Here is a 15,254-nt window from a genome sequence, read left to right on the forward strand (position 1 = left end):
GCTCGCCGCGGCGGGACGACCGCCGCGCCCGTCGCCTCAACAGGAGCAGTAGTAGTCGCGGTCGACGAACGCCGTCTCGAACAGCTTCGCGGCCGGGGCGGGGTCGGAGGGCCGGTAGACGCCGGTCGTCAGGTCGCCCTCGCGCTCGAAGGCGCCGGAGACGAGCCGCCGCCAGTCGGCGGTCGAGAGCTGGTCCCAGAAGGCGTCGTCGCCCGCGAGAAGCGAGAGGTAGTCTCGGAGGGACACCCACCGGGTCGGCTCGGTTCCGCCGGACTCGTACGCCGCGTCGGTGACCGCGGCGTAGGCGGCCATCGGGAGGTTCGCCCCCGCGGCGACGGGCATCGAGATCCACTTCCACGGGCGGGTGTTGACGTCGAGCAGGAGGTACTCCTCGCGGTCGGCGTCGAAGACGAACTCCGCCTCGCTGATCCCGTGGTAGCCGGCGTCGTCGAGCACCGCGAGCGCGCGCTCCGCGATCGCGGGCTCGTCGGCCGTCTCGACCAGACAGGACGTGCCGAACTGCTGGGGGTACCGCACCGCCGCGTTGCCGACGACCGCGAGCGCGTCGCCGGTCCCCGACGGCGGCACGTAGGAGGCGAGCGAGTGGTCCCGACCCGTCGCGATATCGACGCGCTTCTGGGCCATCACGGCGATCCCCTCGTCGCTCGCGGCCGCCACGACGTCCTCGAACTCCCCCCGGTCGGCGACCTCGATCACGTTGGTGCCGAACGCCTCCTCGAAGTCGCGCTTGAGCTCGGGTTTCACCACCAGCGGGAAGCCGAGCGCGGCGGCGGCCTCGTCGACCCCGGCGTCCGGCTCGCGCGTCGCCGCCGACGCGGTCTCCGCCAGCCGGTACGTCTCGGGGTACGGCACGCCGAGCGCCTCGCAGGCCGCGTACAGCGACGACTTGTTCAACACGTCGTCGAGCGTGTCGATCCCGGCGAAGGGGAGCCGGACGCCGTCGGGGTCGGCCTCGGCGTACGCCAGCGCCCACTCGTCCATGCAGCCGAACGCGACCGCCTCGGTCCCCGCGGCGTCGACGACCGCCTCCACGTCGTCGCGGAAGCCGTCGAGGTCGTCGAGGGGGTAGCTGACCGCGCCCGCGAAGTCGACCGCGTCCGAGGGCGGAGCGAGCCCGTCGTGGCGGACCGCGCCGGCCTCGCCGGAGTCGGTACCGGCCGCGCCGCCCCCCTCGGCGTCGCCGGCGCGGTCGAGCGCGATCACGGGCACGTCGTGGGCGTCGAGCGCGCGAGCGACGCCGAGTCCGGTCACGTGGGCGTTGCTGACGAGGGCCGGCGGACGGTCGAACGAGGCGTCCGCGAGCGCTTCGAGGAGCGCCTCGGTCGAGAGGAACTGCGCTGCCATACGCGGCGTTGACCGTCCGAATACAAAGGCGCACCAGTATCGGCTCCGCGTGCCACTACCGGTGACGCAACGCGCTTTTGTTCGCGCCGCGCCTCCCTCTCTGTATGAGCGAGACAGAGCTTCCCGGGCGGGTCCGACGCGCGTTCGCGGACCACGGCTCCTTCGAGCCCGCGGACGACGCGGGCGTGTGGACCTCCGAAACGACCGCGTTCGACGGGACGGTGCGCGCCGAGCCCGCCGAGGACGGCCGAGTGCGGTTCGCGGTGACCGTCCGGGTGCCGACCTTCTCGGCGGCGACCGCGAGCGAGGTCGCCGAGGTGGTCGAGGAGGGGTGGACCGAGACGTTCGAGCTCCGAGTCGTCGACGTCGGCGGCGTGACGCGCGGCGACCGCGAGTTCGACCCGACCGTCGCGGTCGGCGACGACGAGATCGCCGTCGAGTTCGAGCTGACCGATATCAACGAGCGACGCGGCGTCGACGACGCGGGGGCGCTCATCGACTTCGTCGAGGGGACCTACGTGCAGGGCGTGATCCCCGGCTACGAGTACGTCGACCCCGTCGCGGGACTCCTGTCGGCGGCGCGTCAGCAGGGGAACGACGGCGCGGTTTAAGTGGGAGTCAGGGCGGACCGGCCGCGGACTGGCCACGGACGCCTGCGGACCGGCCGCGGACGCTCGCGGATCGGCCGCGGACGCTCGCGGATCGGCCGCCGGCAGCGCCGGGGCGATAGGGGCAAATGCCGGGAGCCCGTACGGGAGGTATGCTTGCGCTGATCGGGTTCGTCAGCCTCCTCGCCCTCGTGGCGTTCCACACGCTGGTCGCCGGGGTGACGACCCGCTTCTTCCGGCTTCGGCTGTCGACGTCGTGGGGGTCGGTGGTGTACACGATCGTGTTGACACCGATGCTCCTACTGATCTCGACGCTCGTGTTCACGGGCGCGCTCAACGTCGGCGCCGGGGTCAACCTCGGCAGCACGACCGTCCTGTTCGGACTGCTTGTCTTCCTCCCGGTCGTGCTCGGCGCGGCCATCGACTACCTCTACGTGCCCTCGCCGGAGGAGTACGAGCTGCCGGACACGCAGTAGGGGGACGACCCGGACGAAATCACGCGGGCGGCGACCTACTCCTCGACCAGGTCCGCGACGACCTCCGCGACGCGGGCCGTGACGTCCTCGGGCGACCGCGCCGCGTCGACGCGGACGAACCGGTCCGGCTCCGCCTCGATCAGCCGCTCGTAGTTGTCGCGGACCGCGGCGAGGTAGCCGTCCTGCTCGAACTTGTTCGTGCGGCCCGCGCGCTCGGCGGCGGCGCGGGCGTCCAGGTCGAGGTAGACCGTCGCGTCGGGCGGCCGCGAGAAGGGCTCGTGGACGCGTCGGATGTATTCGAGGGGGTCGACACCGCCGAGCGCGACGTCGCTCGCGTCGAGCGTCGCGGCCTGATAAGCGAAGCGGGAGTCGGAGTAGCGGTCGGAGACGACGAGGTCGCCGTCGGCGAGGGCGGGCCGAATCGTCCCGGAGAGGTGGTTCGCGTGGTCCGCGGTCAGCAGGAACAGCTCCGCGAGCGGATCGGCGTCGTCGGCCGCGATCGACCGGTCGACCGCCTCGCCGTACCAGCTGTCGGTGGGCTCCCGGGTGAACGTCGCGTCGGGGTAGCGCTCGCGGAGCGCCTCCCAGACGGTCGTCTTCCCGCTCCCGTCGAGCCCCTCCAGCGTGATCAGCATGGTCGCGCTCGGACGCGCCGGGGAATAAACGGTCCGGGTTCCGCGAGCGCGACGTGCCCTCCGGATTCCGGGGGCGTGGACGTGCCCCTTTTTAGTGACCCGCTGACGAACTACCGTCATGACCAGCCACGCTCCCGCGCCGCGACCGACAGGGAGGCATCGATGGTAGCCGTCGCGGTCTCCGTCAGTCGCGTGTTCGGCGCGCTGGTGTTGGTGGTGCTGAACGGCTTCTTCGTCGCGTCGGAGTTCGCGTTCGTCCGGGTCCGGTCCACTTCGGTCGAACAGCTCGCCGCCGAGGGTCGGCCCGGGTCGGGCGCGCTCCAGGACGTGATGGGGAGTCTCGACGACTACCTCGCGGCGACGCAGCTCGGGATCACGCTCGCGTCGCTCGGGCTCGGGTGGATCGGCGAGCCCGCGGTGGCCGCGCTCATCGAGCCCGTGCTCGGGTCCGTGCTCCCGGAGAGCGCAGTCCACCTCGTCGCGTTCGCGATCGGGTTCAGCGTCATCACCTTCCTCCACGTGGTGTTCGGCGAGCTGGCGCCGAAGACGATCGCCATCGCGCAGGCCGAGCGCATGGCGCTCATGCTCGCCCCGCCGATGAAGCTCTCCTACTACCTGTTCTCGCCCGGCATCGTCGTCTTTAATGGGGCCGCGAACGCCTTCACCCGCGCCATCGGGATCCCGCCCGCGTCGGAGACCGACGAGACGATGGGCGAACGCGAGATCCGGCGCGTCCTCGCGCGCTCGGGCGAGGCCGGCCGCGTCGACCCCAGCGAGGTCGACATGATCGAGGGCGTCTTCCAGCTCGACGACACCGTCGTCCGGGAGGTGATGGTGCCGCGGCCGGACGTGGTGACCCTCGCCGCCGAGCTGACCCTCCCCGAGATCCGCGAGACGGTGCTGGAGGCGGGACACACTCGGTACCCGGTCGTGACCGACGAGGACGCCGACCGCGTGGTGGGTTTCGTCGACGTGAAGGACGTGTTGCGCGCCGGCGAGGACGGCGACGAGTCGGCGACGGCCGCCGGCCTCGCGCGGGAGATCGTCGTCGTGCCCGAGACGACGGCGATCGGCGACCTCCTCGTCCAGTTCCGGGAGGAGCGCCGGCAGATGGCCGCCGTCGTCGACGAGTGGGGCGCCTTCGAGGGGATCGTCACCGTCGAGGACATCGCGGAGGCGCTCGTCGGCGACCTCCGCGACGAGTTCGACACCGAGCGCGGCGAGCACACGATCCGCACGCGGGAGGGCGGCGCGTACGAGGCCGACGGCTCCGTCTCCCTCTCCGTCGTCAACGACGCGCTCGGGACCGACCTCGAGGGCAACGGGTACGACACGCTCGGCGGGCTCGTGTTGGACCGGCTCGGCCGCACGCCGGAATCGGGCGACGTCGCCGAGGCCGGCGGCCACCGCTTCGAGGTCACCGCCGTCGACGGTGCCCGGATCTCGACGGTGCGGATAGCGTCGATCGACGGCGGCGACGGAGCGGGCGGCGGGAGACCGGGAGCCGGCGGCGACGGCGGCGCGTGACCGGTCGACGGGCGCGGGCGTTTTTTATCTGTCGGCCGCGACTCTCCGCGCATGTTCGACCGGATCCTGTTCCCGACCGACGGCGGCGACGGGGCGGACGCGACGTTCGACCACGTCCTCGACCTGGCCGCGGACCACGACGCGACGGTCCACGTGCTCAACGTCGCCGACACGACCCACGACAGCGTCACGCGAGTCGGTCGAGACGTGGTCGACGTGCTCGAACGCGAGGGCGAGGACGTCGTCGACGCGGCCGCGGAGCGGGCCGCTGACCGCGGCGTCGAGACCGTCACGGCGGTGCTCCAGGGCGGCGTGGGCGAGACGATCGTCGCGTACGCGGCGGAACACGAGGTCGACCTCGTCGCGATGCCGACGCGCGGGCGGGAGGGCCTCGACCAACTGCTCCTCGGGAGCACGACCGAGCGCGTCGTCCGCCGGTCGCCGGTCCCGGTGCTCAGCCTCCGGCCCGACGGCGGGGCGCCGCGGTACCCGTACCGGAACGTGCTCCTGCCGACCGACGGGAGCGATCGGGCCGCCGAGGCGCTCGACCGCGCCGTGGCGCTGGCGGCGCGAAGCGGGGCGACGCTCCACGTGCTCTCCGTCGTCGACGTCGGGACCATCGGGGCCGAGGCGTACTCGGGCACCGACGCGCTCGTGTCGGCGTCCGAGGAGACGGTCGCGGACGCCGTCGCCGTCGCCGAGGCGGCGGGCGTGGAGACGGTCGAACGCGTCGAGGTCGGCTCGTCGGCGGCCCGCGGGATCCGGTCGTATATCGCGGACCACGACGTCGACCTCGTGGTCATGGGCACCCGGGGGTTGACCGGCGTCGAGCGCTACCTGCTCGGGAGCGTCGCCGAGCGCACCGTCCGGACCTCCCCGGTGCCGGTGTTGACCGTGCCGGAGAGCGACTCGGAGTGAGGCGGACGCGAGCACGGAACGAGGTCTGATCCCGGTCCTGAACGAGATTGGAGTGAGGCCGGCCGCCGAGGTCGAAACCGCGACACCGCTCCGCGCGCCGCCCGACATCGCGGTAGGTTTACGGGGGCTCCTCGCATTACTCCGCGCATGAAGGTGTTGGTAGCAGGCGGGACCGGGTTCATCGGGTCGTACCTCTGTCGCGCGCTCGCCGAGGGGGGCCACGACGTGACCGCCCTCTCCCGCTCGGGGAGCGAGACGCCGGAGGGCGTCGACGTCGTCAGGGGCGACGTCACGGACTACGACTCGATCGCCGGGGCGGTGGAGGGGCAGGACGCCGTGGTGAATCTGGTCGCGCTCTCGCCGCTGTTCGAGCCGAAGGGCGGCAACGTGATGCACGACCGGATCCACCGCGGCGGCACGGAGAACCTCGTGAACGCCGCCGAGGCGGGCGGGGTCGACCGGTTCCTCCAGCTCAGCGCGCTCGGGGCCGACCCCGACGGCGACACGGCGTACATCCGCGCGAAGGGGGAGGCCGAGGAGATCGTTCGCCGGAGCGGCCTCGACTGGACGATCTTCCGGCCGTCGGTCGTCTTCGGCGAGGGCGGGGAGTTCGTCTCGTTCACCAAGCGGCTGAAGGGGATGTTCGCCCCGGGGCTTCCGCTGTACCCGCTTCCCGGCGGCGGGAAGACCCGGTTCCAGCCGATCCACGTCGAGGACCTCGTTCCGATGTTGGTGGACGCGCTGGAGGAGGAGGAACACGTCGGCGAGACCTATGAGATCGGCGGCCCGGAGACGCTGACGCTCCGGCAGGTGACCGACCTCGTGTACGAGGCCGAACGCAAGGGCGTCACCATCGTCCCGCTGCCGATGCCGCTCGCCAAAATCGGCCTGTCGGTGCTGGGCGCCGTGCCCGGCTTTCCGATGGGGCCCGACCAGTACCGGTCGTTACAGTTCGACAACACGACCGCGGACAACGACGTCGCCGCGTTCGGCGTCGACCCCGGCGAACTGACCACGCTCGGCGCGCACCTCGGCGTGCGATGACGGGGTCGATCGGGGGACGTGACGGCGATCCGGGCGATGACACCGAAGTCGCGGCGCCGTTCGTGTCACTCAGGTGGCTATCAGCGATGGTAACGGCAACCGAAGGCTTAAATATGCCTTCACGTTCTGTTTCTTTCAAAGGCCGAGGGAGCACACGATGAAACTTGCAATGATCGGATTCGGACAGGCGGGGGGGAAAGTCGTCGACAAATTCCTGGAGTACGACAAGCGGACGGGATCGGAGATCGTCCGCGCGGCCGCGGCCGTCAACACGGCCAAGGCCGATCTGATGGGCCTCGAGCACGTCGCCGAGGACCAGCGCGTACTCATCGGGCAGTCCCGGGTGAAGGGCCACGGGGTCGGCGCGGACAACGAGCTCGGCGCGGAGATCGCCGAGGAGGACATCGACGAGGTGCAGGGTGCCATCGACTCGATCCCGGTCCACGAGGTCGACGCGTTCCTCGTCGTCGCCGGGCTCGGCGGCGGTACCGGCTCCGGCGGCGCGCCGGTGCTCGCGAAACACCTCAAGCGGATCTACACCGAGCCCGTCTACGGGCTCGGGGTCCTGCCGGGTAGCGACGAGGGCGGGATCTACACCCTCAACGCGGCCCGCTCGTTCCAGACGTTCGTCCGCGAGGTGGACAACCTGATGGTGTTCGACAACGATGCCTGGCGGAAGACGGGCGAGTCCGTTCAGGGCGGCTACGAGGAGATCAACGAGGAGATCGTCCGGCGGTTCGGCATCCTCTTCGGCGCCGGCGAGATCCAGCAGGGGCAGGAGGTCGCCGAGAGCGTCGTCGACTCCTCGGAGATCATCAACACGCTCTCCGGGGGCGGCGTCTCCACCGTCGGCTACGCGGAGGAGGAGGTCGAGGAGCGCAGCTCGGGGGGACTGCTCTCGCGGCTCCGCAACGACGACGGGGGAGACGAGCTCGACAGCGCGCACACCACGAACCGCATCACCAGCCTCGTCCGCAAGGCGGCGCTGGGCCGGCTCACGCTCCCCTGCGAGATCGAGGGCGCGGAGCGCGCGCTGCTCGTGCTCGCGGGACCGCCGGAGTACCTCAACCGGAAGGGCATCGAGCGCGGGCGGAAGTGGCTCGAAGAGCAGACCGGCTCGATGGAGGTCCGCGGCGGGGACTACCCGTACCGCGGCGCCGGCTTCGTCGCGACGGTGATCCTGCTGGCGGGCGTCACGAACGTCCCGCGGATCAAGGAGCTCCAACAGGTCGCCATCGAGGCGCAGGACAACTTGGACGAGATCCGCGAGGAGAGCGACGAGAACCTCGACGAGCTCGTCAGCGACGACAGCGACGAGCTGGAATCCCTGTTCTAGGGCGACCCTCCCGATGGAGGTCCTCGTCCCGTTCTCGACCGACCGCCCCAAGTCGCGGCTCTCCGCCGTCCTCGACCCGGACGAGCGGAAGGCGTTCGCGCGGGCGATGCTCCGCGACGTGCTCGACGCGGTCCGGGCCGCCGACGGCGACCCGCGGGTGCTCGCCACCGGCCCGGTCGAGGCCGACCTCGCGTGCCCCGTCGACGTCGACGAGCGGCCGCTGACCGACGCGGTCAACGCGGCGCTCGACGCGCGGGTCGACGACTCTCCGGAGGACGCGACGCCCGTCGCGGTCGTCATGGCCGACCTCGCGCTCGCGACGCCCGAGGCGCTCCGGGAGCTGTTCGCGGCCGGTCGCGAGGCCGACGTCGCGATCGCGCCCGGTCGCGGCGGCGGGACGAACGCCTTCGCCGCGAGCCACCCGGCGTTTCGGGTGGATTACCACGGCGCTTCCTACCTCGACCACCGGCGGATCGCCGCGGAGGTCGGCGCGAGCGTCGCGGTGGTCGACTCCCACCGGCTCGCGACCGACGTGGACGAGCCGGCGGACCTCGCGGAACTGCTGATCCACGCCGAGGCGGACGGCGTGGAAGGCGGCGACGACGGCACGGACGACGACGCCGACGGCGGCAGGGCGGCGCGGTGGCTCCGCGACGCCGGCTTCGCGCTCGACGCGACGGAGGGGCGGGTCGGCGTCGAACGGGAGTGAGCCGGGACGGACCGCATCCGAGCGACCGGGGCGTCGAGCGCGAAGCCGACGGGCGCGAGGGATCCGGGACCGCGATCCTTTTTGAACCGCGAGCGTGAGAAGCGGACGTGTTCACGGCGGCCGGCGAGTACGGGATCGACCTCTCGATCGACGCGGACCGCGTCGAGCGGCTGCTCTCGGTGACGCCCGCCGACGTCGACCCCGCGGAGCGGCTCACCTTCGCCCGGAACGTCTTCGTGCCGCTGACGACCGCCTGCCGGTACACCTGTACCTACTGCACCTACTACGACGTGCCGGGCGAGGCCTCCCTGCTCTCGCCGGCGGAGGTCCGCGAGCGCTGCCGCGTCGGCGCCGACGCCGGCTGCACGGAGGCGCTGTTCACGTTCGGCGACGAGCCGGACGACCGGTACACCGAAATCCACGAGACGCTCGACGAGTGGGGGTTCGACTCGGTCCACGACTACCTGTATCGCGCCTGCGAGATCGCCTTGGAGGAGGGGCTGCTCCCGCACTCGAACCCCGGCGACCTCACGGAGTCGCAGTTCGCGGCCCTGCGGGAAGTGAACGCCTCGATGGGCGTCATGCTGGAGACGACCGCCGACGTCGACGCGCACGGCGGCGGTCGGCGGAAGACCCCCGGCCAGCGGCTCAACACGATCCGGGCCGCGGGCCGCCGAGGCGTCCCGTTCACCACGGGGATCCTCGTCGGCATCGGCGAGGATTGGCGGGACCGCGCGGAGAGCCTCCTCGCGATACGCCGGCTCCACGAGCGCCACGGCCACGTCCAGGAGGTGATCGTGCAGAACGTCGTCCCGAACGAGCGGTCGGACTTCGCGAAGCCCGATCTCCGGACGATGCGCCGCGTCGTCGCGATGGCCCGGGCGGCGCTCCCCCCGGAGGTGTCGGTACAGGTCCCGCCGAACCTCTCGCCCGCGGCCGACCTCGTCGACTGCGGGATAGACGACCTCGGCGGCGTCTCGCCGGTGACGGACGACTACATCAACCCGGCCTACGAGTGGCCCGACCTCGACGGCCTCCGGGCGGTCGCCGACGCGGGCGGGATGCCCCTCCGCGAGCGGCTCCCGACCTACGAGCGGTACCTCCCGGACGACCTCCGACCGGCGGGCGTCGACCCCGCCCGCTCGCCGGCGGGCCGCGACGGGTGGCTCCCCTCCGCGGTGATCGACCGGATCCGCGCGGACGACGTCCACGGGCGGCGGCTTCGCGGGGTCGCCCGCGGCGACGGACCGCTCGCGGTCCGCGGCGACTGAGCGGACCCCGGTTCGCGGGTCGCGTGCGGCTCCGAACCGGGCGACAGACCCGGGATAAACAACTGCGCTGCCAGTAGCTTCTTTAAATACCTCTCCGAATGGGTGCGTGATGCTACCACTACAGTTCGGCGGGTTCGGATTGAGCGCGGCCCTGACGGGGATCCTCTTCTCGGTGGCCCTGTTCCTCGTCGGGTTCGTGGGCGTGTTGCTGCTGGGCAAGGTCGTGCTCGTGCCGGCGGTCAAACGGGTGTTGAGGTCGCGAGGGTTCGACGAGGCCGTTCTCAGCCTCGGGTCGAGCGTGGCGAACGCCGTCGTCTGGGTGGCGGCGATCGCCATCGGATTCACGATGGCGGGCTACGGCGCGTTCCTCTCGGCGTTCGCCGTCTTCGGCGGCGCCATCGCGCTCGCGGTCGGCTTCGCCGCGCAGGACCTCCTCGGCAACTTCGTCGCCGGGATATTCATCCTGAAGGACAAGCCGTTCGAGGTCGGCGACTGGATCGAGTGGGACGGGAACGCCGGCCGCGTCGAGGACATCGACCTGCGCGTCTCGCGGGTCCGGACGTTCGACAACGAGCGGATCACGGTACCGAACGGCGACCTCGCGAACGGCGCCGTCACCAACCCGGTCGCCTACGAGACACTGCGCCAGAAGTTCGTCTTCGGGATCGGCTACGACGACGACATCGCGCAGGCGACCGACATCATCGTGGAGAAGGCGCGGGCGCACGAGGAGATCCTCGACGACCCGGGCGTCTCGGTCCGGCTCGTTGAGCTCGGCGACTCGGCCGTGGGACTCCAGTCGCGCTGGTGGATCTCGGACCCGGACCGCGGCGACTTCGTCCGGGTGCGCTCGGAGTACGTCACCGCGGTGAAGGAGGCGTTCGACGAGGCCGGCATCGACATGCCGTACGTCCACCGGCAGCTCACCGGCAGCGTCGAGGTCCTCGAGTCGGTCGCCGACGACGAGTGACGGGTCGGCCCGCGAGAGCCGTTTCGGTTAGTCTGTCGACGCGTCGCCCTCCGCCGCGTCCGGCCGGTACTGCCGGCTGACCGCCTGCCACCGGTCCGAGCGGAACCGCGCGAGGTTCAACCCGGCCGGCACCAGCTTCTCGGCGATCACCGCCGCGTACAGCCCGCCGACGCCGAGCGGCGTCACCAGCCCGAGCAGCGCGGCCGGGAGCGCGACGACGTACAGCCCGACCATCGACGCGAGGAACGGCCAGCGGGTGTCGCCCGCCCCTCTGAGCGACCCGGTCACCGAGCCGTCGACGCCGAGCGGGACCGCCGATATCGCGGCGACGACGACGAAGGCGGCGGTCGCGGTCACGGCCGCCGGGTCGTCGACGAACACGCCGGCGATCGGGTCGGCGGCCAGCAGGACGACCGCCGACGCGAGGGCGTAGACGACCGCCGACAGCCGGATCACGTCGCGGCCGTACTCGGTCGCGAGCGACTCCTCGCCCGCGCCGAGCCGCTGGCCGACGAGCGTGCTCGCGGCGATGGAGAAGCCCCAGCTGAAGCTCCCGAGGAGCGCCCGGACGCGCCGCCCGACCTCGAGGGCCGCGACGGTGGCGTCGCCGAACGAGGAGGCGATCCACAGCAGGGGGAACACGGCGACGCCCTCGGCCACGCGGCGAGCGATCAGGGGCGCGGAGACCCGGAGGAGCTGTCGGACCAGGCCGGCGTCGATCCACGGGCCGTCTCGCCCGATCGGGATCGGCGAGGCGCCGCGCCCGAAGTACGACCGGCCGGTCATCCCCCACGAGAGCGCGACCCCGACGGCGGCGACGGAGACGGCGGTGCCGAGCCCCGCGCCGAACACGCCGAGGCCGGCGCCGAGCACGAGCCAGGCGGTGAGCGCGACGTTGAGGAGCGCGCCCCCGGCCCGGACCACCATCGGCGTGAACGTGTCGCCGACGCCGGCGTACGTGCGGCTCGCGATCATGTTGAAGAACTCGAAGGCGAGCGCCGGCGCGGTGACGGCGAGGTACACCGTCCCGGCCCGGAGGGCGGTCCCCTCGCCGCCGACGAGGGCGATCAGGGGCTCCGCGAACGCGACGAAGCCGACGACGATGGGCGCGGCGAGCGCCAGCGCGACGAGGAGAGAGGCCTTGACGACGAGCGCGGCGCGGTCGCCCTCGCCGCCGCCGTAGTTCTGCGAGACGAGCGACACCGTCCCGCCGGCGAGCCCGATCGAGACGAACTTCGCGAGCTGCCAGTAGGCGAACGCGAACGCCAGCCCGGCGACGGAGGGCGCCCCGAGCGCGATCCCGACGACCGCCAGGTCGACCGTGTTCTTCGACATGATCGCGAACCCGGTGACGACCCGGGGCCACGCGAGGTCGAGGGTCTCCCCGAGCCGGTCGCGGTCGATGACGCCGGCGCGGTCGAGCCCGTCCGCCGTCGCCGAGCCGAGCCGCGAGAGCGCGGAACGGAGTCGGGCGGCCGCCGCCCGGAGTCGTGATCGCATCACCGTCGGTACGGGGCGGCGCGGCTTGGGTCTGTTCACCGCGGCGGGTCGCGGGGGGCGTCCCGATCCGCGCGGGACCGTCGCTCGAACGGTAGCTTTTCACGGCGACCGCCCGAAGGTACAACTAATGAATACCACTGAGTGGCGGACGTACCTCGTGACGCAGTCGAGCCGGTCGGCGGGCCGCGACACCGAGGCGGTCGTCGAGGCGGCGCTCGCGGGCGGCGTCGACGCCGTGCAGCTCCGCGAGAAGGACGCGCCCGACGCGGAGCGGTACGAGGTCGGGACGCGGCTGCGCGAACTCACGGCCGACGCCGGCGTCCCGCTGATCGTCAACGATCGGGTCGACATCGCGGCCGCTATCGACGCCGACGGCGTCCACCTCGGGCAGTCGGACCTCCCGATCGAGGTCGCGCGCGAACAGCTCGGCGACGACGCGATCGTCGGGCGCTCGACCTCGACGGTCGAGCAGGCGGAGGCGGCCGCGGCGGCGGGCGCCGACTACCTCGGCGTCGGGGCGGTGTACGGGACGCGCACGAAGGACGTGCCGGACGCGAGAGACGGGATCGGGACCGAGCGGGTCCGGGAGATCGCGAGGGCGGTCGACCTCCCGGTTATCGGGATCGGCGGGATCGACGCCGACAACGCGGGCGCGGTGGCCGCGGCCGGCGCGGCGGGGGTCGCGGTCGTCTCCGCGATCACCGCCGCCGAGGACCCGGAAGCGGCGACCGCCGCGCTCCGGGAGGCGGTCACGGAGTGACGACGGGTCGCGACGGCCTCCATGCGGTTTCGGCGCCGGCGACGCGTCGTCGCCGCACCGGGGGCGAGGTCACGCCTCGCGCTCGAACGACGGGTCGAACAGCCGCGCCGACATCGGCGCCGGGTCGCCCTCGGTGAGGTTGTAGTCGGAGAAGTCGGTGACGCCCGCCTCCCGGAGCAGCGCCTCGTCGTAGAAGCTCTCGCCGGTGCACTCCGAGGGGTCGCGCGCGAGGATCTCGAGCACCGCGTCGGAGACGATCTCCGGGGTGCGCCAGTCGTCCTCGGTCCCGAGCCCGAAGTAGCGGGTCGCGCGGGTGTCGATCGTCGTCACCGGCCAGAACGTGTTACAGCCGACGCCGTCGCTCGCCAGCTCCTCGGCCAGCGAGAGCGTGATGAACGACATCCCGAGCTTCGACCACGCGTACGGCGCCTTCCCCGGCGAGCGGTCGGTCACGACCGGCGGCGAGTTCGACAGGAACCACGCCTCGTCGAGCCCCGCGAGGTGGTCCGCGAACGCGTGCGCGACGAGGTGGGTACCGCGGACGTTCACGTCGGTCAGGAGGTCGAACCGATCGGCCGGCAGGTCGGCGACGTTCGCGAGCTGGATCGCGCTCGCGTTGTTGATCACGACGTCGACCTCGCCGAAGCGGTCGATCGCCGCCCCGACCGCCGCCTCGACGCGGTCCTCGTCCCGGAGGTCGAGTTCGAGCGCGAGCGCCTCGGCCCCGCGGTCGCGCACCTCGCGGGCCGTCCGCTCGATCGACCCCGCCAGCTCGGAGTCGTCGTCGTCGGTCGTCTTGCCCGTCGAGACGACGTTACAGCCGCGGTCGGCGAGCGCGAGCGCGAGTTGCTTGCCGATGCCGCGGGTCGTTCCGGTGATGAACGCCGTCGAGCCCGAGAGGTCGGGGTCCGCGAGTGCCATATCCCCCCTTCGACCGACCGAGGGATAATTCTCGGTGTCCGGGCCGCGGAATCGGCGAGACGATATTTAAATATCAATAAGCGAAGACGACGATCAGTTGTAAACAACAACCGCGGTGGCGCGTGCCTCCGAGCGCCCTTCGGGCGCGAGGAGCACGCGCGAGGGAGGCGGTCGCCCGAGCGAAGCGATGGGCGACCGGCGAGGCTGGGGAGGCGTGAGGTGCGGTCGCTGTGTGGGGCGGGACTCAAAGGGGCAGCCGCGCTCGACGAACCCCAGCGACGCAAGGACCACAGGGAGCGTAGCGACCGAGGACCGCAGCAAGCTGTGGGAGTCGAGCGCGGCTGCCGCTTCGGAGGTGTTCTCCGCCGATCCGTCAGCGACTATTTATAAGCGAGCGACTGCCGCTTCGGAGGTGTTCTTCGCCGATCCGTCAGCGACTATTTATAAGCGAGCGGCTGGGGCTTCGGAGGTGTTCTCCGCCGATCCGAACTCGATCGAGTCCTATCGCGTCGCCGACTTCCACTCGCGCAGCCCCAGTCGCTCGCCGTTCAGCTCCTCGGCGGGCGCCTCGGTGGCCGCCCAGACGAACAGCGGCGCGACGCTCTCGGGGTCGCGAGCGCGCTCCATGCCGGTGAGGTCGGTGGCGACGAGTCCCGGGTCGACGACGCCGACCGTCGCGTCGAGGTCGGCCGCGAACCCGCGCGCGACCGCCTCGGCCGCCGCCTTCGAGACCGCGTACGCGCCCATCCCGGCCTTCGACTCGTGGGCGACCGACCCCGAGGGGACGATCACCCGCGCGTCGTCGGCGAGGTGCGGGACCGCCTCGCCGATCGTCGCGAAGGCGCCGCGGGCGTTGGTGCGCATGGTGTCGTCGTAGTCGGCGTACGAGACCTCGTCCGTCGGGCTCTCGCCGGGGCCGCCGTGAAAGACGGCGGCGTTCGCGAGCACGACGTCGATCGGTCCCCCCTCGCGGGCGGCCCGCTGGAAGAAGCGCTCGAGGTCGAACTCGTCGCGGACGTCGACGCGCTCGCCCCACGCCTCGCCGGCGGCGCCCTCCCCGTCGCCGTTCAGCTCCGCGACGGTCCGATCGACCGCGTCGCCGTCGCGGCCGGAGACGGCGACGAACGCCCCCGCCTCGACGAACGCCTCGGCAACCGCCCGCCCGATCCCGCTCGTTGCGCCGGTGATCGCGACCGTCGGATCCATATGCGAAT

At 72.0% G+C, this 15,254-nt stretch carries 15 protein-coding genes; 10 read left to right on the top strand and 5 right to left on the bottom strand.

Features of this window, described 5'->3' with window-relative positions; genetic code table 11:
* Positions 1–36 precede the first annotated feature (36 nt).
* Entirely contained in the window at positions 37–1,365 is a 1,329-nt protein-coding gene (locus DJ81_RS01725) for a carboxylate--amine ligase (RefSeq protein ID WP_094588145.1), read from the bottom strand.
* 104 nt (positions 1,366–1,469) lie between these two features.
* Between DJ81_RS01725 and DJ81_RS01730 the strand changes: the two genes are divergently transcribed.
* The gene (locus tag DJ81_RS01730) at positions 1,470–1,976 is read left to right on the top strand and encodes a DUF5813 family protein (protein ID WP_094524700.1); all 507 of its coding nucleotides are present in this window, start codon (positions 1,470–1,472) and stop codon (positions 1,974–1,976) included.
* A 149-nt stretch (positions 1,977–2,125) separates the two neighbouring features.
* A complete protein-coding gene (locus DJ81_RS01735) occupies positions 2,126–2,449 on the top strand; it encodes a hypothetical protein (RefSeq protein ID WP_094524699.1) in 324 nt (107 codons plus the stop codon).
* Between the two features lie 35 nt (positions 2,450–2,484).
* On the opposite strand, the gene tmk is transcribed toward DJ81_RS01735, so the two are convergent.
* Positions 2,485–3,084, bottom strand: coding sequence for a dTMP kinase (gene tmk / locus DJ81_RS01740; protein ID WP_094524698.1), 600 nt, complete (start codon positions 3,082–3,084; stop codon positions 2,485–2,487).
* Positions 3,085–3,246: 162 nt separating this feature from the next.
* On the opposite strand from tmk, the gene DJ81_RS01745 reads away from it, so the two are divergent.
* From DJ81_RS01745 to DJ81_RS01775, 7 genes are all read left to right on the top strand, one after another.
* A complete protein-coding gene (locus DJ81_RS01745) occupies positions 3,247–4,611 on the top strand; it encodes a hemolysin family protein (RefSeq protein WP_094524697.1) in 1,365 nt (454 codons plus the stop codon).
* 51 nt (positions 4,612–4,662) lie between these two features.
* Positions 4,663–5,529, top strand: coding sequence for a universal stress protein (locus tag DJ81_RS01750; protein WP_094557478.1), 867 nt, complete (start codon positions 4,663–4,665; stop codon positions 5,527–5,529).
* A gap of 147 nt (positions 5,530–5,676) precedes the next feature.
* Complete coding sequence (locus DJ81_RS01755) at positions 5,677–6,573, top strand: complex I NDUFA9 subunit family protein (RefSeq protein ID WP_094524695.1); 897 nt, start codon at positions 5,677–5,679, stop codon at positions 6,571–6,573.
* Positions 6,574–6,730: 157 nt separating this feature from the next.
* Positions 6,731–7,909, top strand: coding sequence for a tubulin/FtsZ family protein (locus DJ81_RS01760; protein ID WP_170938216.1), 1,179 nt, complete (start codon positions 6,731–6,733; stop codon positions 7,907–7,909).
* A 13-nt stretch (positions 7,910–7,922) separates the two neighbouring features.
* The gene (cofC, locus tag DJ81_RS01765) at positions 7,923–8,618 is read left to right on the top strand and encodes a 2-phospho-L-lactate guanylyltransferase (protein ID WP_094588147.1); all 696 of its coding nucleotides are present in this window, start codon (positions 7,923–7,925) and stop codon (positions 8,616–8,618) included.
* A 107-nt stretch (positions 8,619–8,725) separates the two neighbouring features.
* Complete coding sequence (gene cofG / locus DJ81_RS01770; RefSeq protein ID WP_094588149.1) at positions 8,726–9,889, top strand: 7,8-didemethyl-8-hydroxy-5-deazariboflavin synthase subunit CofG; 1,164 nt, start codon at positions 8,726–8,728, stop codon at positions 9,887–9,889.
* A 109-nt stretch (positions 9,890–9,998) separates the two neighbouring features.
* On the top strand, positions 9,999–10,859 hold the full coding sequence (locus DJ81_RS01775; RefSeq protein ID WP_094557475.1) for a mechanosensitive ion channel family protein: 861 nt from the start codon (positions 9,999–10,001) through the stop codon (positions 10,857–10,859).
* A gap of 27 nt (positions 10,860–10,886) precedes the next feature.
* Here the strand turns inward: DJ81_RS01775 and DJ81_RS01780 are convergent, their stop codons facing one another.
* Positions 10,887–12,359: an MATE family efflux transporter gene (locus tag DJ81_RS01780; RefSeq protein ID WP_094557474.1), complete on the bottom strand. Its 1,473-nt coding sequence runs from the start codon at positions 12,357–12,359 to the stop codon at positions 10,887–10,889.
* Between the two features lie 127 nt (positions 12,360–12,486).
* Between DJ81_RS01780 and thiE the strand changes: the two genes are divergently transcribed.
* Entirely contained in the window at positions 12,487–13,119 is a 633-nt protein-coding gene (gene thiE / locus DJ81_RS01785; RefSeq protein WP_094524689.1) for a thiamine phosphate synthase, read from the top strand.
* Positions 13,120–13,188: 69 nt separating this feature from the next.
* Here thiE and DJ81_RS01790 read toward each other — a convergent pair whose 3' ends face one another.
* Together DJ81_RS01790 and DJ81_RS01795 are read right to left on the bottom strand one after the other, a co-directional pair.
* A complete protein-coding gene (locus tag DJ81_RS01790; protein WP_094527405.1) occupies positions 13,189–14,040 on the bottom strand; it encodes an SDR family oxidoreductase in 852 nt (283 codons plus the stop codon).
* A 501-nt stretch (positions 14,041–14,541) separates the two neighbouring features.
* The gene (locus tag DJ81_RS01795; protein ID WP_094524687.1) at positions 14,542–15,246 is read right to left on the bottom strand and encodes an SDR family oxidoreductase; all 705 of its coding nucleotides are present in this window, start codon (positions 15,244–15,246) and stop codon (positions 14,542–14,544) included.
* Positions 15,247–15,254: the final 8 nt, after the last annotated feature.

This window comes from Halorubrum sp. Hd13 (genome assembly GCF_002252755.1).
GTDB lineage: Archaea > Halobacteriota > Halobacteria > Halobacteriales > Haloferacaceae > Halorubrum.